The 20,568-nt window shown below is 43.4% G+C and carries 8 protein-coding genes; 4 read left to right on the top strand and 4 right to left on the bottom strand.

The features are described 5' to 3' along the window. Positions 1-54: 54 nt before the first annotated feature. Positions 55-12,036 (top strand): Ig-like domain-containing protein, encoded by an 11,982-nt coding sequence (locus tag GSF13_RS01385; RefSeq protein ID WP_211865742.1) that lies wholly within the window; start codon positions 55-57, stop codon positions 12,034-12,036. Positions 12,037-12,323: 287 nt separating this feature from the next. On the opposite strand, the gene GSF13_RS01380 is transcribed toward GSF13_RS01385, so the two are convergent. Beyond that, the gene (locus GSF13_RS01380; RefSeq protein ID WP_211865740.1) at positions 12,324-13,079 is read right to left on the bottom strand and encodes a hypothetical protein; all 756 of its coding nucleotides are present in this window, start codon (positions 13,077-13,079) and stop codon (positions 12,324-12,326) included. A gap of 373 nt (positions 13,080-13,452) precedes the next feature. Here GSF13_RS01380 and GSF13_RS01375 point away from each other — a divergent pair, with 373 nt between their 5' ends. Continuing rightward, on the top strand, positions 13,453-14,514 hold the full coding sequence (locus GSF13_RS01375; protein WP_174169342.1) for a hypothetical protein: 1,062 nt from the start codon (positions 13,453-13,455) through the stop codon (positions 14,512-14,514). A gap of 45 nt (positions 14,515-14,559) precedes the next feature. On the opposite strand, the gene GSF13_RS01370 is transcribed toward GSF13_RS01375, so the two are convergent. From GSF13_RS01370 to GSF13_RS01360, 3 genes are all read right to left on the bottom strand, one after another. Further along, a complete protein-coding gene (locus GSF13_RS01370; RefSeq protein ID WP_174169341.1) occupies positions 14,560-14,919 on the bottom strand; it encodes a gamma-glutamylcyclotransferase family protein in 360 nt (119 codons plus the stop codon). 62 nt (positions 14,920-14,981) lie between these two features. Next, complete coding sequence (locus tag GSF13_RS01365) at positions 14,982-17,132, bottom strand: DUF6351 family protein (RefSeq protein WP_211865738.1); 2,151 nt, start codon at positions 17,130-17,132, stop codon at positions 14,982-14,984. A 115-nt stretch (positions 17,133-17,247) separates the two neighbouring features. Continuing rightward, the gene (locus GSF13_RS01360) at positions 17,248-17,997 is read right to left on the bottom strand and encodes a transporter substrate-binding domain-containing protein (RefSeq protein WP_211865736.1); all 750 of its coding nucleotides are present in this window, start codon (positions 17,995-17,997) and stop codon (positions 17,248-17,250) included. Between the two features lie 540 nt (positions 17,998-18,537). Here GSF13_RS01360 and GSF13_RS01355 point away from each other — a divergent pair. Both GSF13_RS01355 and GSF13_RS01350 read left to right on the top strand, forming a co-directional pair. Continuing rightward, positions 18,538-18,858, top strand: coding sequence for a hypothetical protein (locus GSF13_RS01355; RefSeq protein ID WP_211865734.1), 321 nt, complete (start codon positions 18,538-18,540; stop codon positions 18,856-18,858). Continuing rightward, positions 18,855-20,468 (top strand): PepSY domain-containing protein, encoded by a 1,614-nt coding sequence (locus tag GSF13_RS01350; protein ID WP_211865732.1) that lies wholly within the window; start codon positions 18,855-18,857, stop codon positions 20,466-20,468. Before GSF13_RS01355 ends, GSF13_RS01350 begins: the two co-directional genes overlap by 4 nt. Positions 20,469-20,568: the final 100 nt, after the last annotated feature.

The raw sequence follows: 20,568 nt of genomic DNA, 5'->3' as shown, positions 1-20,568 counted from the left end.
AAGGTCGTTCCTACCTTGGAAGTGAGCTTCTGGGTATAAAATGTGGATAAAACTATGGATACAGAACATAACAGCGCAATGGTATTTACGCACAGTAAACTACAAACCCATATTAAGGCCGCATTGCTATGCAGTGCAGCCATTCAATTACCTGTGGCAGTGGCTTCATCAACGCTAGCAAATGCAGAGACATTACAGGGGGGGGCGGCTCATACCGCTGTTAATCAGCAAGCGCTAGAGCACGTGCAGTCAAGATTGACTAGCAAAACCATTACGGTCACACGCGACCCAAATTGGGGGCGGCTCGAGTTTTTGCAGTGTACACCCTTACCTGGCTATCCTGTAGGAATTTGTGAAACTTATAATCAGGCTAATTGTCCTGCGGGAGTTTGTTATTGGGATCCAGGAACGCCTAGTAATAATCCTCCATCCTTTAACAGCAGTGCATCGACTAACTTTGCAGAAAATGGCACGGGCACAGTGCTGGATGTTAATGCTGACAATGGTGATGGCGGTAGCAATGACTCAGGGATCACTTATTCCTTATCTGGCACAGATGCTTCGCAGTTCAATATTAACTCAAGCTCTGGTGTCATCACGTTTAAGACTGCACCGGACTATGAATCGCCGGGAGACAATGGCGGCGACAATATTTACAATATTACGGTTACTGCCAATGACGGTGGAAGTAGCAACAATACAGCGACACAAAATATTACCATTACGGTTACAGATATCGATGAGGTTGCACCTACGTTCGATGGTGGAAACTCAACACCGAATGACAATGCGACAGGGGTCTCAGGAAGTAGTAATATTACTATTGACTTCAACGAAAATATAGCCCTTGGAACTGGTAACATTACTATTCGTGACGTCAGTGGTAGTAGTGATTTTGAAGTGTTTGATGTCGCGACAGAAAGCGACGGTACGACGACTAGCCCAAGTGCAGGTCGTATTGGCATTACAAATGATAAAATTTATATAAACCCTACTAATGACCTAACCGGTAATCGCAACTACGCCATTCGTATTGATGCAACTGCTGTTGATGACTCTGCGGGAAACAGTTTTGCGGGGATCAGTGACGATACTACCTTTAATTTCTCGACGGCCAACACCGCACCTGCAGTTGATTTAGATTCAACGAGTGGCAGCGATAATAGTAGTGCTTCATTTTCTGAAGGTGGTGGTGCGGTAAATATCGCCGCGAATGCTGCTGTGACGGAAGCTGATGGCGACACAATTACCACCATAACGGTAAGTCTTACTAACGATCAAGACGGTGCATCTGAAGGCCTGAATGTCAGTGCATCCGCTCAAGATGCATTGACGGGAATTTCGGGTTCTTCTGATATTTCGCTACAAGATACAATTTCTATCACTGGCGCAACTGCTTCAGCGTCAGAAGTGCAAACCTTCTTACAGGCGATCACTTACAACAATACCTCCGGTACTCCCAACGAAACCGCAAGAACTGTAACTGTTGTTATAAATGATGGCACAGATAATAGCACTTCTCGTACAGCTACTATTTCCGTAAGTAATGTTACTGCTGCGAGCAGTGCCGCAGCCGGTTTTAATACAACAAACGGCGCAAACTTATCTCCAGCAATCACCTTTACTGGCGACGATGAAACACTGACTATTGCTGATACTAGCCATATTGCTGGTTCAACTGCGGATGGGGGCGGAGGTACCGATACACTATTTGTAGTAACTGGCTCTAATCTAGCTAACTTTACGTCGCTAGCTAATTTTGAAACATTAACCCCAGACAATGACGGTTCTTTAACGCTGACCGAAACGCAGCATGATGCGTTTACTACCATCAATGGTTCAGGTACAAACCAATTTACAATATCTAGCGCTGATGGAGATCAAACCCTAACCGGTGATAGCGATATTGAAACCTATGTGTTAGGCGCTGCAATGAACTTTACCATGGGAGCAGCAGCACAAAATGTGACGGGTAGCAGCGGGGATGACACGGTTAATGTAACCGGGTTTACGCCGTCAGGTATACTCGCAGCTGGCGCAGGCACAGATACTCTACAAGCAGATAATGGTGCAAATATCAGTGGTGCTACGCTCAGCGGTTTCGAATCACTGACCTTAAGTGATAATGCGTCAGTCACTATGACGGAAGCTCAGCATGACAGCTTCTCAACAATCACAGCAGCGGCAACCGAGACGATTACAATCAGTGATGTGAGTGATGGTTTAACGGGTAACAGTGCAATTGAAACTTACATACTTTCAGCGGCTAATACCTTTACGCTTGGCGCTGCTGGGCAAAGTGTTACAGGCAGCAGTGGTGACGACACCGTAAATGTTGGTACATTCACAGCTACTGGCACTCTAGCAGGAGGCAGTGGTACAGATACGCTTTCAATTAGTGATGGCGGAAATATCGCAGGCGCGTCAGTAAGCGGTTTTGAAAACCTTTCTGTAGCAACTGGTGGCTCTGCAACAGTTTCAGTATCTCAGTTGTCATCGTTTACTGGTTCGGTTTCCGGCGACGGCACTAATTCTCTAACTGTCTCTGGCAATGGTGATATTACAACGGTCTCAGCGCTTGAAAATTATACTTTATCCGATGATTCAACCAATTCAAGAACGGTGACCGTGAGCAGTGCGGGTCATTCTGTTACTGGTACTTCAACTTCAGATGCAATTACCTTCGATTTAGGTTCGCTTACCTATACTGGAACAATTACTGGCGAAAATACCACTGCCGATACTTTGTCTTTAAGTTCTGGTGCTGATATTACGGCAGCAAGTATAAACGCGGTCAGGAATTTAACGATAGCCTCCGGCGCGTCTGTTTCCATGACAGTAGCTCAACATGAAAGTTTTACTGGTAATATTTCAGCAGCTGGATCAGAAACTATCAATATTTCTGGTGATGGGGATATCACCACTTTCTCTTCGGTTGAAGTTTATAGTGTTGGTGACGATTCTAGCAATACTAGGACTATTACCATCAGTAACGGTACCACTGATGTTTCAGCAACGTCGAGCGATGATGCTGTAACGTTTAATATCGGTGGTAGCACCTACACTGGCGATTTAACTGGTGACACGAACGTAGCAGATCTTGTTTTAGCGTCAGATGGTGCGGATGTAACTGGAGGTGGATTCTTCAATATAGGAAACCTTAGTCTATCAAGTGGTGCAACTGTTGCGATTGATACGGCCAATCTGAGTGATTTTGCAACAGCGATTTCAGGGGCGGCGGGCAGTGAGACATTAAAACTTATGGATGGTGGAGAATTTGACTTCTCGACCACCTCGGTTTCTGCTGTTGAAGGCATTTCAATTGGCACCAATAGCGCAGCAACGATCACCCTTACTGATAACTTTAATGCCGACGGTCAAACTGTATCGGTTGCAAATGCCAGCGGCAGTGCAATCACGTCAGACTTAGTCATAGACGCTTCTGCCTTTTCTAGTGATGTGCTAGAAATAACGGCAACAGATTTGGATGGTTCTGATACGATCACAGGTGGTAGTGGTGCAGACACTATACGTCCTGGCGGCGGTACAGATACCATGACAGGTAACGATGGTAACGATAATTTTGTCGGAGCGCAAAGTGACTTAAATGGTGACACAATAGCCGATCTTAGCATCGGAGATAAGATAACAATTACAGGCGTAACAGGATTATCAACCAGCAATATTCGCTTTAATGGTACTAGTACGCTGGAGGTGGACACCAACGCTACTACTTTTGTTAACCCAGAAATAAGTATTTCGCTCTCGAATGCCGCAGGGAACGATCTTGCGTTTACGGTCGCTGACTCTGGCAGTGATACAGTGATCACCTTTGAAGCTGCGAATGATGAGCCTATCTTTAGTAATTTAAATGGTGGTAATACCTTTACTGAAAATGGAACTTCGATTGCGATAGACAGCGATGTAACCATTTCAGATACTGAACTTGACGCACTTAATAGCGGAAATGGTAACTATGATGGTGCGTCGCTAACAATCTCACGCTCAGGTGGCGCTAACAGTCAAGATATCTTTAGTAACACAGGGTTGCTTGGTACGCTGACTCAGGGAGGCACGTTAAGTTACGATAGCACTCAGGTCGGTACAGTAACAACTAACTCTGCAGGCACACTGGTACTCACTTTCAACAGCGGTGCTACTTCTGCTCTAGTGGATAATGTATTGCAATCAATTGGCTATGGTAACAGCTCTGAGGATCCAAGCTCATCTGTAACACTTAACTATACCTTTAATGATGGTACGGCAGACAGTACTGGTACAAATCAGGCCGCAGTTACTATTACTCCTGTAAATGATGCCCCTACCGATATTGCATTGACAGCAACAAGCATAGACCAATCGAATACCGGAACTGCTGCGACCGTGGCGACAGCCAGCACCACAGATGTGGAAAGTGGTGACAGTCATACCTATAGCTTGGTTACGGCTGGCAGTAGCGATGGTGGTACATGTAGCGCAAATACGGGTAACGGCAGTTTCCAATTTTCAGGAGCTACGTTACAAACGCAAGCATCAACATCTCCGGGTGACTATGTTATTTGTATTCAAACGAGTGATGGAACCGCAAGTTATCAAGAGTCATTCACGATAACAGTCAACGATGACGTGGCCCCAAATGCACCATCGACACCGGACTTGGATGCGGCTTCAGACTCTGGGGCTTCAAGCTCAGACAACATTACCAATGACACCACACCAACCTTCAGTGGTACTGCTGAGAGCGGGGCGACGGTTAAATTATATAGTGATCAGGTAGGCGGAGGTACCACGGTCATTGGTACTGGCACAGCAACGGGTGGTAATTGGCAAATTACAACGGATCCGTTGACTGCTGGGTTATCACATGCGATTTTTGCGACCGCCACGGATGCGAGCTCGAACGTAAGTAGTAGCTCTAGTTCTTTAAGCGTAACGATCGATAATACAGCCCCTACCGCGCCAAGTACGCCAGATTTGACCGCTGGGAGTGATACTGGCTCCTCGAATGCAGATAACATTACTAATGATACAACGCCCACATTCACAGGAAGTGCATCTACGGGCGACACAGTGACACTAATTTCCGATCTTGATGGCGTTGTTGGCTCAGCCACAGCTGCGGGAGGTGCATGGACTATTACCCCAAGTTCGGCGATGACCAGTGGTACGCACGCAATCACAGCGCGATCAACGGACACAGCCGGTAATATTACCAATAGCAATAGCTTATCAATGGTCATTGATACGAGTGTTTCAGTGCCTAGTATTACGACTCCAATTGAGGGTGATGGTCAAATTAATGCCGCTGAAGACAATGATGTCTTGATTGCTGGCTCTGGTGCCGATGCTAACGTGACTGTTAGCGTGAGTATTACTGACGGTTCAGCAACGCTGAATCAAAATGTAACTTCCGATGGTAGCGGGAACTGGACTATCAGTGGCAGTGAGTTCAATGTTAGTGGATTTAGTAATGGCGAATTAACTGTATCGGCGACGCAAACAGATTCAGCAGGGAATATCTCTGGTGCAGCAAGTACTACTGTTACACTCGATAATACAGCACCTTCAGCACCGGCAATTACGACACCAATTGAAGGTGATGGCCGAGTAAATGCGGCGGAAGATAATGATGTGTTGATTGTAGGAACGGGCGCTGAAGCGGGTAATAGTGTAACCGTTACTATTCATGACGGTGCAAATAGTTTTAATCGAACGGTCACTGCGGACGGCTCAGGGGCCTGGACTATAAGTGGCTCGGAATTTGATGTCAGTACGTTTAACAATGGCACATTGACTGTCTCAGCTACTCAAAGTGACGCAGCAGGTAATACCTCAAGTGCAGCTAGCACCACGATCACATTGGATAACTCAGCACCTTCAGCACCTGCGATCACAACGCCTATAGAAGGCGATGATTTAATAAATGCATCAGAAGATGATGATGTTTTGATAGTAGGAACGGGAGCGGAAGCTGGAAATAGCGTAGTTGTCACTATCAATGACGGTGCGAATAGTTTGGATCGTACTGTCACTGCTGATAGTTCCGGCGAATGGACAATAAGTGGCTCAGAATTTGATGTTAGCACGTTTAACAATGGCACATTGACGGTAACGGCATCGCAAAGTGATGCTGCAGGCAATACCTCAAGCGCAGCGAGCACGACAGTCACGCTAGACAACTCCGCACCAAGTGGGATTTCAGCTGCGATTGACCAAGATTTAATCAATGCAGGTAATGAAACAGCATTTAGCTTCACATTAACGGGCTTGGAATCAGCGGGTAGTTTTACTTATGAAATCTCAGACGGTAGCAGTTCAGTAACTAGCTCAAGTGCAATATCTATAACGGGTACTACCCACCAAGAGACTGGAATTAATGTCACCTCATTAAACGAAGGAACATTGACGTTATCTGTTACTGTAACTGATAACGCTGGGAATGAATCGAGTGCAGTAACTGACACCGTCACTAAAAAGTATAATGTTGCCCCTGTGCTCACAGGCACACCGGCAACGAGCGTCAATGAAGACAGTGAATACGATTTTACGCCGACCTTGACTGATTCTGACACAGCCGATACTCATACCTTTAGTATTACGAATAAACCAAGTTGGGCAACATTTGATACGCAAACGGGTAAACTTTCAGGTACTCCGGATGACTCTCATGTTGGCACGACTTCTAATATTGAAATTTCGGTGAGCGACGGAACGGATAGCGATACACTCACAGCATTTAATATTGAAGTAGTTAATACCAATGATGCGCCAACGGGGCAAAGCACTAGCTTCACTATAGATGAAGGCGCAACATTAACGCGGGACTTCAACAATGGCTTACTGTCGCTTGCGAGTGACGATGATCTCGATTCCAACGATAGTCTAACGATAGTAAAAGACACAGATCCGCAATACGGTACGTTAACCCTGAATGCCGATGGTAGTTTTAGTTATGTTCATGGGGGGAGTGAGAATCATACCGATAGCTTCACTTATCATGTTGAAGACAGTGCTAATGCCAGCTCACCGGTGTACACCGTAACAATCAATATGAACGCGATTGAAGACGCACCAACGGCTGTGAATGATACGCTGACTACGCTTGAAGATGCCTCAAACTCAGTGAATGTGCTTGCTAATGATAGTGACCCTGAAAACAACATGGTTGCCTCATCGGTTACTATCAAAACTCAACCGACTAAGGGACAGTTAAGCGTTACTAATGGGGTAGTGACCTTTACGCCAACCGCGAATGAAAATGGTTCGGATTCATTTACTTATACGGTTAAAGACTCGACTCTGGCTGAATCTAATGAGGCAACGGTTAGTATAACCATTACACCTGTAAATGATTTACCAGTCGCGGCTAACTTTACACCGAATATAGACGAAGACACGTCAACTTCAGCATTGCCCGTGAGAGCAAATGCAACGGATGTCGAAGATACCAACCCAACTGGTACTATTGCACTTGAGTCTCAGCCCAGTAAAGGTCAAGCGGCAATAGACTTGAATAATGGCACTATTACCTATACACCAAATGCCAATGAGACGGGGAGTGATAGCTTTACTTACTCGATTCTTGACAGTGAGGGTGGGAAGTCAAATATTGCGACTATTTCCGTCAATATTGGCGCTGTAAACGACCGACCTATAGCGGGTAATGACACGGTAACAACAAACGAAGATACCGCGACAACATTGGCAATTCTTGCAAATGACTCTGATGTTGAAGACCAAGGTTTTGATGGTTCGGATATTGCGCTTGAAGATAAAGGCGATGGTGCAGGTAACTACGACCTTGCAACCGTTACAGTTGGTTCGGATGGTGTGCTCGCGATCACTCCAAAACAAGACCAAAATGGTATATTGACCTTCACTTATACCGTAGAAGATAGTGAAGGGCTGCGTTCTGATCCGGCGACGGTTACAGTCAATATCACAGCAGTTAATGATGCGCCAGTTGCTGTTAACAATACGGCTCAATTACTTGAAGATGGCAACATTGAAATCAACGTATTGGGTAACGATACGGATGTAGATAGCCAGCTCAATGTCGCAAGTGTTGCTATTGTTAGTCAGCCTCAAGGCGGTTCACTACAAGTACTCACAACAGGTAATATTGTTTATACACCAAATGCTAATTTCTTCGGCAATGATAGCTTTACTTATACGGTACAGGATACTGAAGGGCTAGTTTCAAACGCGGCTACAGTGAATCTCACCGTGACATCAGTAAATGATGCACCTGTTATTTCGGGAACGCCTTCAACTTCTGTCAATGAAGATGATGCATATAGCTTTACACCGACGGCGACGGATATAGATGGTGATAGTTTAACGTTTAGCGTCACAAACCTTCCAGTTTGGGCGAATTTCAACGACTTAACAGGGGCTATTACAGGTACACCTACTGAAGGACAAGATGGTACATATAGCGGTATTGTTATTACGGTGTCAGATGGCCAAGCTGATGTATCGTTGCCTGCGTTCAGCATAGTGGTAAACGCTGTGAATGACGCTCCAGTTATCTCAGGTACGCCATCAACAAGTGTTAAACAAGACGACGCATACAGCTTTACGCCGACGGCATCTGATGTAGATTCTCAAACATTGACGTTTGCTGTGACCAACTTACCAGCTTGGGCAAGCTTTGATACGTCCTCTGGTAATATTGCGGGGACGCCGACTAGAGAAGATGTAGGTACTTATAGCAATATTGTCGTTAGCGTAAGCGATGGTGCCTTGCAAGCAAGCTTACCTGCATTTGAAATCAATGTTGAGGCAGTTAATGCAGCGCCGATTGCAAACAATATGCAAAGAAGCGTGCTTGAGGATGGAACGACAAGCTTCTCAGCAGATGTTAGCGATCCAGATGGTGATGCATTAACAATGGAGTTAGTGTCGCAGCCACAAAATGGTGCAGTTCAAATTCAAGGCACCGTGTTTAGTTATACACCATTGCCAAACTTTAATGGTTCCGATGTATTTACTTACACAGTGTCAGACGGTGAATTTAAGTCAAATACGGCTTCAGTCGCGATGACAGTAACTTCCGTAAATGATGCACCTATTGCCGTTGATGACAGTTTCACCTTCGATGCTGTGGCTTCTAATCAGTATGTTCTGCCAGTCTTGAGCAACGATAGTGATCCAGATGGCGGAACGCTAAGAATTATAGGTGCAAAAGCATCGATAGGCTCTGCGTTTATTTCAAATAACACCTTGACTTACCAAGCCGTGCAAAATACACAAGGGCCAATTGTTGTCACTTATATGATTGAAGATGAAGGTAAAGCCAGAGCAAAGGCTAATGCAAGTATTACGATTAATAATACAAGCACCGGCAATGCTCCTTCAATCACTACGCCAAGTGATTTAACAGTGGATGCAACTGGGTTATTCACAAAAGTGAACCTTGGTATTGCTGTCGCTACAGATAGCTCAGGAAACCCACTGCCAGTATCATTGGTTAGAGGTACACCTATCTTTGCACCTGGTAAACATATTGTTTATTGGCAGACAACTGATAATCAAGGACAACAAGCCACTGCGAGTCAAAATCTAAACGTCAATCCTCTGATCTCGCTGCAAAAAGATAGTCGAGTTGCCGAAGATCGTAGTCATTCTGTGAAGGTGTATCTAAATGGCACAGCACCAAGTTACCCAGTAACGGTGCCTTATACCGTAACTGGTACAGCCGATAGTAGTGATCACGATTTGCAGTCGGGTGAAGTGGTAATAAACGCAGGTACTAGTGCTACCATCACCTTTAATATCTTTGCTGATGGTATAAGTGAAGATAACGAAACCATTGTGATTTCCTTGAGTGACTCAGTTAACAGAGGCGCTAAATCTACTTCAACAGTAACAATTGTTGAGCAGAATGTGGCACCAAGCTTAACGGCGGTCGTGAAGCAAAGTGGTGAAGAGCGTAGCCTAATTACCGCCTCTAATGATGTGGTTACCATAGAAGCTTTGGTTGCTGATCCTAATCCGAATGATCAAGTGAGTGTCAGTTGGCAGCCAGATGCAGTGTTAGTCAATACATCGGATGATCCATTTATCTTTGAGTTTAGCCCTGAAAATGTACCTACGGGTATTTATAAAGTAGGGGTTACGGCAGAAGATAATGCGACCCCCAGTTTGTCGACATCTCGAACCGTGTTTATTGAGGTTGTTCCGTCATTAGGATTATTGTCCGGAGAAGATACTGATGGGGATTTAATTCCTGATGATCAAGAAGGCTATGTCGATCAGGATGGTGATGGTATTCCTGACTTCATGGATGCGATCACCGATTGTAATGTGGTGCAAGAACAAGCATTAGAATCAAATCAGTTCTTGGTGGAAGGTGATCCTGGTGTTTGCTTACGTAAAGGTGCAACTGTACCGCAGAATAATACGGGTGGCTTACAGCTGTTAGAGTCTGAGTTACCTTCAGATCCGGATGCAAATAATGCAGGTGGTTTGTTCGACTTTATTGCGACGGGGTTACCACAACCGGGAGATGTATATAGTATCGTGTTACCACAACGCAAACCTATCCCACTTAATGCGGTTTATCGCAAATTAATTGGCGGTGAGTGGCAAGACTTTGTGATTGGAGAAGGTAACGAGTTGCTCTCAACTCAAGGTGAGCCAGGTTTCTGTCCACCACCTGGAAGCAACGAATGGAGCGCAGGCCTTAGCGATGGTGATTGGTGTGTGCAACTACGTATTGTTGATGGGGGCCCAAATGATGACGATGGTATTGCCAATGGCAGTATTGTCGACCCAGGTGGAATTGCAGTACCAATTACGGATAACGCACAACCCATAGCTAACGCCGACAGTGTGACAATTGCTTCGGGGCAAACTATTGTTATTGACGTACTTGCAAACGATACGGACAGTGATAATGATGTACTCGCCATAACTGGTGCAAGCGTTGATTTTGGTGTGGTTAGTATAGAAAATAATCAACTGAATTACACACCACCAGCTGCATTTATGGGTAATGCTACTATTCAATATAGTGTCACTGATGGTCAGGGGGGATCGAGTAATAGTACCGCAACGGTTTCTATTATTGCTAATCAACCACCACAAGTTGCGAACGATACGGCAACCTCAAATGGCTCAAAAATTATCATTGATGTACTTGCAAATGATAGTGACCCTGAAGGTGGCGTGCTAAGCATTGTTTCTGCAACAGCAGGCCAAGGTTCTGTGGCCGTCAATATCGATGGTACGTTGAGCTACACACCAAAAACGGGATTTGAAGGTACAGATACAATTAACTATGTTGTTAAAGATGAGTTTGGTGCGACGGCTGAAGGCCAAGTAAATGTCACTGTAGCGGTGAAACAAGTTACATCAATAACTAACAAGTCCTCAGGGACTATGGGAGGAATGTTGATACTATTAATCAGCGCGGTGGTGATTCGCCGCAGAAAATCACTCTTACCTGCCTTTGCATTAGTAAGTAGTAGTTGTTTATTAACAACACAGGCACAGGCGAGCAATTGGGAGTTAGAGGCGACATTTGGGCAGTCAAATGCAGACAGTGAAATTAATTCTACTGAGCTAAACGTTGTCAGCTTAGATGAGAAAAGTAGCAGTTGGTCGATAGGCGCATTTTACGAATTAATACCCAATTGGCATATTGGACTTCGTTATATCGATCTTGGCCAAGGTAGCGTTGAGTTTTCGGGCTTAAGTGCTGATCCTGAACAAAGCCAAATGACTTTGGCACGAGTTGCTCCTGTCTTGCCTGAGGGTCTTGCGTTGCAGTTCAATTATTCAAAACCATTTGCAGACAAATTTGTAGGGAAGATGTTCTTGGGCGCATTTAATTGGGATTACAAGATTAACAGCGTTCGGGATGGTCAATTTTCCACTCGTTATGAAGACAGCGGTACTAGCGGTTACATAGGTGGTGGTGTTCACTATCAGTTAAGTGAATCATTATCACTTGGAGTCGATTATAGCCATTATTTCATTTCAGCAAATGATGTAAATGACCTAGCTCTTAATTTGAGCTATCGTTTTTAAGCTTAACTGCAGTTTTAGCATTGAAAAGGCCTCAACTAAATGTTGAGGCCTTTTTATATTGGCTGTCACTCGGTGCAGCTTGTTTCATGATGGAGCCATTTTGATACGAGGTAAGTCTCTTCAATAGCTTATTTGGAAATCTTCAGCTGCTTTGAATCGGAAAGTGCGGATAAGAAGTGGGATACACATTAAAGAAAAAGCTCTCTTGCGAGAGCTTTTGGGCTATGTTTACTCTAGACTAGTTATTCGAACGAACTTTTAGAAGAGGGGTAAGTTACGCTAATAAACTAATTTAAAGTAATTTTGAATTCTTCGGATTCTTTTTCTTGAATCGCATTAATTCGACTACCGGGTTTAAACTTGCTATCAATAGTACCTTTTCGGATACGGAACAACTTAACTGTTGTCTCACACGGTTTAGTTTTATCCAGTGCTTCGTTATCAAAGCCAGTTAATTCACCCAACAGGATTTTATATTGGCCGCTAGACTCAGAGATTTCAGACTCAAAATTAACAAAATGTGAAGCGCCATTATTCGCTATACAAGTTGAGTTTAAGCTGATAAGTAACGTGGTATTTATGTCACTTTCCGGTTTCCACTCGACTAAAAGATCATCATTACGATTAAACTGTTCAGAAACAGGAGAGTAAAGTTTAATTGGAGTAGGAAGTCTAACTTTGGAGGTTAGCGTTTCATCTTCTTTATCTCGAAGAAACTCAAGAGTTAACTCAGTGTCTTTTTCGGTCGCTGTAAAATAGCCTTGATAATCGACATCAAATAAGTCGTCATCTTTTTCTAATTGCTTCTTTTCGTTTCCTAGTTTGGCAACCACACTATCACCTTCAGAAAGAATGATGTTTGCGCCAGAACTGTTGTTTAAATTGAACTCTGTAACAACACGAGATATGTCACCATTTGAAGTAACGCGGATATCCGCCCAAATCCCTTCTGTTTTTACAATATCCGACTGCGTTGACTCGGTCGAGCAACCAACTAATGAGGCAATTATTATGCTAGTTGCGATAACGCTGAATCGCTTCACGAATCTTTCCTTTTCTTCAATATGTACAAAAATAGTGTAGCGCTATTTTAATGTTTCTAGAACAGGGTATTACAATTTATAACAATTTGCTTTTTAAATGCATGAAGCACTAAGTAAGTGGATATCTAAAAGAAATTATGTAAAGGAGACGTCCATGTCTCTAGAAAACGCCGATATACTATGTCGCAATTGTGTATGTAAAAAGGATGAGGCTGCAAATGATACGACTTAAATCAAATGGGGTGGCTTAATTCAGTATCTGGATGTAAAACAGCTCAGTTGTGTTAATAGTACCGACATAAACACATCATTTTTCTGTTACATCATTTGTACATATTATGGGTTCATTCAACTCATAATAAGGAAAGTGAACGTGAAAGACATCTGTAAACTTGCTGGTTTGATTTTGATTGGTATTACCACACTAAGTGTTAATGCCGGAGAGACAACACTTAAGTTATCAAAACCAAGCGGCCTGCCCTCACCGGTGGAGTCTGCTCGCTCGATAAATATTGGCTCAGTAGCCGACAATTTGTTTTCTGATCTGAGGAGCTTTGAGGTAGAAACTGAATCGGGTATGCGTCGTGATATTGCAGGCATGAGTAAAGTAAAAAGTATTTATGCGATAGACGTTGATGCCAAGCGAGTGTCAGCAACCTTTTCGGGAACAACTAACTACAAAGTAAAGTTGACGCTCAAGAATATAAACTTATATGCCAAGGTCAAATTTTCCGGCATTGATATCCTTTGCCCCAGCGTAACTGTGACGGCACGTTTAAATAACTTAGCTCCTACCGCAACATATAACTACTATACAGGGGCTTTGGAAGACCTTGCGATTAACTACAATCGAAAGGTTGATGCAAGTTGCTCAACGGGATTATTTTCCATACCAGGCGTAAGTATATTTGTTGATTACTTTGCAAGTGATTACGCAAAAGCGAAAGTTGATGATTTGATCAAAAGTAATTTAAGAAAGTTCAGTGAGCTAGAGCAGCCAGGGGCATTGTTTGGAATGCAGAAAATTTTAGCGGATAGGCGCGTATCTGCAAATATCAGCAGTGCTGAACGAGCGTTAAATATCGATATTGAAGAAACAATCGCTAACTTGGTTACAGGTATGAATATTTATATTGATTTAAAGCGTGATGCAAATGGCTATGGCAAACATTTTGCTCAAATTGGAGTGTACCAGAGTACTCCGACTATAAATTCTTCTTGGGGAGGTAACTTCAGTGTTGCTGCCAATGGTGCGAATCGTATAAATAAATACGCGTTAACAAGCGGTCGCTGGCATAGCAGTGATTGGACTCCAGGTATTTTATATGATGGGCAGTTTATCGGCGCGATTGCGTTTAATCGAGTATATGGCGTTGCGAGCTATATGGGCCAGAAACAAGTCACAATAAGTAACTGCGGTAAGGCGTGTGAGTAGTTTATATGTAGTAGCTAATGATAGAGCTAGGAAAGCTCTATCATTTTATAGACTTTCTACGAGAATTGCTTTTTGGTTTGCTACATAAATCCAGCATTGTTGTCCAGAAACAACAGTTGCCGAAATGCGCTGATATTCATCCACTTCGTACCCATCTGCATGAGCTAATTCAGCTTCCGTGATTAAAAATACAGTGCCCTCTACCTTATCCTCTGCATCACCTGTCGCGATTAAAATGGGATGAATGTCCTTTTGGCTACTGGCAATAACAGCGGGATCTGTTATTTTAACTTGGCCAATTTTAAATCCACAAAGTACCGCTTTCTCGCCTTCTAATCGTCTGCCGAATGTATCAAGTTGCACTTGCTCCTGCTGCAGTGTGCCGTACGAAAATAATGCTTGCATCACTTAATTCTAATCCGTTGCTCTCCTGTAAGTTTTAAGTCTAAGCTGCGACATTTTCATGGTCAATCAAGATCTTGCGGTCTACCCATATCGGACTGGCTATAATCGCATACGCCCTTAGGGTAAATTTGTTTAAGTGTGGTGAGTTGTGTTGAGATATCTACATCCCCGTAGATCCCTTGCGCGAGCGCCGCTTCAATCGAAATTTTATGACACTTAAATATATCACCAGCCCAGTTTGCACCAGCTTGAATTCTGCTGGTAGAAAACATTGGATATCTGGCGGTACAAGTTCCTTGCGGCTGGTTATTCCAGATACCATTAAACACTGCGTTGCCGCTGGCGATGACTTTACCTTGTTCGTCGAAACACGTATCAGCAAGTGTCTTCGGTTTTGCGTCTGCAACGGATAAATTCGGCTGCGCTTTGAGATTGAGTAACCATTCATCCATTTTTTCAAATGCGAGTTGAGTTGGGTTAAACGCTTGATGTGCAACCCAAATCACTTGATTCTCTGGGGTTGAATCAGCGGCGGACATTCTCAATCGAGTATAAAATGAAGCAGACATATGATGCATATCTAACTCATTCTCAAGATAATGTCTGGCATCAATAATAGGGATATCAACCTTGCCAATAAATACCTGTCCAGAGCGATACGCTTTTTCCATCGCCGCAAGGCTGCCACTGTGCCTTGGTGCTATACCATTGTCATCTGGCGTGGTGATATTATGATTGCCCCAAAGAGTGAGCCAAATAGGTACTTTGTGGCCAAACGGTAATACAATTTCTTCTTGTTGCATTTGGTTTTGGGGCTTCCATCCGCCTATTTTTTTGTTGAGATCAATAAATTCAGCCATCGTGATCTGCTGAGCCTTTAATGCTTCTAGTCCATATTGAACGCCTTCGTTATCCCAAGTGCTTAATCCTAAGCCTGATTGATCCGTGCCAAATACGTTGGCCATGTCCTGCCAGTAACTCCAGTTTGTTCTCTCTACTACCTCATCCTCAAAAAAGGCCCTTAAAAACCCTTGCCTCGGATTATTAATAAAAGTAGATAATCCAAAGTAACCATTGATGCATTCACTATTGCCGTCAGGAAAGGAGGGCACAAACCCGGACATTAATTGGTTGAGTGGTTGTAAAAAACCAGCTCGTTGCGGAAAGTCGTTGATTGCATTCATGCCTTCAATATGGCGGCGGCGGGTCCAATCACGCCATGCTTTTCTGTCATTGGCTCTAAAGGTGAAGTAATTATTCAGTAAATCACAATCTAACGCGTAAGTGGTTTGGGTGATCATATCAGGGTAACTATAAAGTGGGATAAGGCCATCTAAGATCCCTTGGCTATTTTGTGCAATCAAATATTGAGCGAGCCCACCGCCAGAGCCTCCAATCCCAACTGTATAGAGTGGCTCTCCGTATAAACTCGTGAATTGCTTTTTCACCCGTCTTGCAGTGTCTTCGGCCAGTAACATATTGTAGGTGTAGCTGGTTTTATTGCCACTAGAGCTTATAACTGCGTAGCCAAGCTTTAACTGCTCTAGCTGTCTATCTATTACACGCTCCGGTTTTTGCCTACCTTGTCTAAAGCCAATCCCTGAACCGCCATTAAATTGGTAGATAAGCCGGTTATTCCATTGAGACTTAGCCTGTCTATCACCCACTTCGTCAACTGTAATTGGCATAACGATAGTGTAAATGAAGCGATTGATGGTGCCTTGCTCAACGCGTAACAGTAAGTTTGTGTCTATCGCTTTATTTCTTTCGTCTAGCGGCTTGATTTGGTTGTCAGAAGTTATCGCAAAGTAGCGTAAACGCGTTTTTGCCATGCAATCTTTACTAAAACCAAGTACTTGGTTTGATTGCTCATCCATCACCGGCACACCGAGTCCCGAGTGGTTATCTATTTCTGGTTGACCAAGGCCAGAGTCCAGAGTCATACAGTAAAAAGGATATTGGTTAGGGCCAGAGTATAGGTTGGTATTCGGACCAATATCTCCTAGCGCAATCGGAAATACGAAGGTATCGACGGGCCTGTTAACTTTTGAAATATGCGGATAAAACTCAAGAATAGGATTACTTTCGCTGCTTGCTATTCTTTCTACACTGTAAATTTCTTCTTGCTCACTCGTTAGCCAAAACCAATAGCCACAAGCGCCAAGAACAATCAAAGATAATAATGTGATGAGCCAAGAAAATAAGGATTTCATATGAGCTCCTTCGAGTGCTAGGCAAATGGATAAACGGATATTATAAGTGTAGGACTAGATCATCGTAGTGTGGTTATTTGTTTGTTATTTGAACATGAAATTATTGCGTTGAGAATTAAAAATCATCGCCTAGGTATTTAATCTCAATAGCTTTAATTGTTTTATCTGGAACCCTTTCTAAGAGCGACTCGATACGCCTCGCCATAGTTTGGTTCGCGATGTTGTATCCCATAAATTGCTGCTCAGCATGAAAGGGACGCGGTAGAAAAGTGACCTCGAGTTGATGACGGCGGATCATCTCTAAAGCCCACACTTTATCGACTAAAATTGCATCAACTCTGTTGTTATTGAGTACGCTAAAAAACTTCTTTCCGTCGTCATGGTTTTGCTCATAAAACGAACGTCTGACAATGGCTGCGTTGATTTTTTTCAGCCCTTGTACAGCCGCTTCCGGGTAGCTGTAATCCTCTGAGATCATGACTCTTGGGGCGGCAAGTTGATAAAAGTCATCAGGGTTGCTGAAGCGACCTTGTTTTACCGCAAGAGAAAGCAGCCAAGTGGTGAATGACACATTAATGATTGGAAAGCCATCGGCCTCATCCACATGCAAGGTAAAATCAAATGTACCATCGGCAACGCCTGCTAAACAGCGACGATAAGGAAGTTCATGAAATGTCACTCGATAGGGAGTACCTATAAGTGCTGATTTAATTATATCAACCTCTATGCCCCGAACTTGTTTTTGCTCGTTAACAAAGCTGTAAGGCCACCACCGTTCAAAGCAAATGTGTACCGCACGACTATCCGTTTTTGCCTGAGTACAAATACTGGAGAGAGTTAGTAGCAAAATAAAAAAAATGCGCATCGGCAAGTTTGTCCTAAATTACCTTCTCTAAGCGTAATGATAGATTGGAAAAAGCGCAACAAAAGAACATATTATGACTGTTTTACGTTTATACATAAATCAATTCAATGTGGCCGCTATTAGCTGACCGTTGCATCCAGAAGTATCAGGCTATTCGTTATATCTTGTATGTAATAAAAATGATTATCATATCAATTGTATTTTGTGTTGCTGAAAATAAAACATTCGCTATAATCTTAACCTCACCTTAATCCTCAATCTAATTGTAAAACGGAGTTTTACCTTGTTAAGTGTGTTTTTTGTCGCTCTTCTGAGCCTTGCAATTACGTTAATTTACTGCACAAACAAGCATCAGCGCTTGTTAAAGCGACCACTGCCAAACAATGCTAGAACTGCTGGCTACATTCTTCTGGCAATTACATTCATTTTTGCAATACAAATTTTCACTGGTGCTGCGGTCGTATTTAGTTGGCTTATCGGTGTCATGGTACTTACCGCGCTTATTCCCTTCACCATTTTAATACTTTTTAGGAAATCACAATGAGCAGGTTGTCACATGCTGATAAAATTCAGCCTGACTGGTGGGGGAAGACACTTGCAGGTGTCATACTTGGCTTGGCACTAAGCTTTGGGATCGTTGGTCTTTTCGCTTGGGTGGGCAGTGATGGTTTGATGGAGACGTTAACTCCTGCGAGACAAAGTTGGCGGACTCAATTTAGTATGTGGATGATTTCTCCTATCTGGTTGCTCACTTTGAGTTTTGTTTTTATGTTCAAAAACTCAAAACAAGCAGTACTTTGGCTTGGCGGCGCTAATTTAGTTGTTTACGTTATTTTATTTGTTGTAAGAGGGATGGCATGAAGATCCGCGCCGATATATTAAGGATTTATCAAAGTGTACATACTTGGACGGGAGTAACGACCGGTCTACTGCTGTTTATCGGTTTCTTTGCTGGCGCTATCACCATGTTTGCAGGTAGCATCGACAAGTGGGCAACGCCTCCTTCTCACCATTTGCCTCAAGTCGATGCCAGCCAATATGATGCGCTTATCCACCGTGTATTTAAACAACATCCTGAAGCTCTAAGTGGTATCAATATTAGTTTCGAAGCAGACAATTCTCCAGTTAATTGGTATGAGCAAGGTGGCGCTCGGGGCTTGAGCCTTGATAAAACGCTCTGGCACGGCACTTTAAATGAAGCAGGGGAGCTTGAGGCGCATACCAGCTATATTAATGAACTATCATCACTAGTGGATTATCTTCACCGCAGTGCAGGCATTGCGGGGGAAATTGGCCATGATCAAGCAGGGGTTTATGTACTCGGTATTGCAGCAATTTTGTATTTTATTGCGCTTGTTTCGGGCGTTATTTTCTTATTGCCGAGCTTAGTAAAAAGCTTTTTTGCCCTAAGAGATAAAAAAGGCGCGAGCCGTTTTTGGCTTGATACTCATAACCTAATTGGGATCACTAGCTTACCGTTTCATATTATTATCGCCATCACTGTGATTGTATTCGCATTCCACGATATTTTGTACGATGGGTTAGGTAAATTATATGGAGATAAACCTCTTTTTTCACGTCAAGCCCCCTCAGCTGTTGAATACAAGGTTGAAAACTTGCCAAGTCTCGACGTAATTTTGAAAAAAGCGAAAGACTACGCACCTGACTACCAAGTCAAAGGTATAACCCTGAGTCGATTAAATAGCGCCATGCCTTCTGCGTCAATTCAACTGTTAAGTGATAAACACTTGATGCGTGGACCTAAAACTGACTATTTGTTTATGAACCCTTACACATTTGAAGTATCGGCAAGCAGCGTCGCGGATGATGCGCAAGGGGTTTGGGGTGCGGTAGTGACCACGTTATTCGGTCTTCATTTTGGGAGTTACGGTGGTGAGTTTGGTCGTTGGGCTTATTTTATTATGGGTATTTTAGGCGCAGTGCTGTTTTATACGGGTAACTTATTGTGGCTTGAGAAGCGCCGTAAGCAAAAGCAGCCGGAGCAGTCAAAATCAACCAGAATAATGGGGAAATTGACTGTTGGCGTGGCAATGGGCTCATTACTTGGTGTAGCTGCCGCGTTTGCTGTAACAAAATGGGCCGCCTTGACCACAATAAACACCAATGTTGTGTATATGTGGGTCTATTATCTGTGTTTTGGTTTTACCTTGATTGCAGCATTCGCTATCGGTATGAGTAAAACGGCAATTTGGTCACAAAAGGCGATTGCCATTTTGTGCTTCTCGTTGCCACTGACTTCAGTCATTGCGTTTGCAATCCCAAGTCTAGGTATTTGGCCTGCGACAGCTTGGTCTTCTATTGGTTTAGAGTTAACTGCTATGATCCTAGGTTTTATTTTTTGGCGAATGGCAGATAAGACAAAGCATAGAGCTTACTATGGCGAAGCCAACAGCATTTGGTTTATTGGTCAGCATAAAACAGAATGTGAATTACAAACGCAGTCTGTATAAAAACACGTAGAAAGGGGCTGGTAGCTCCTTTTTACTTACAAAGTGCCATCTATTTTTTCAAATCTGTTATCCTACTCGTTTTGCAATTCTCTACGGAAAA

This window comes from Pseudoalteromonas sp. M8, assembly GCF_018141365.1.
Lineage (GTDB): Bacteria > Pseudomonadota > Gammaproteobacteria > Enterobacterales > Alteromonadaceae > Pseudoalteromonas.
This window is presented reverse-complemented; position numbering and strand designations above follow the sequence as displayed.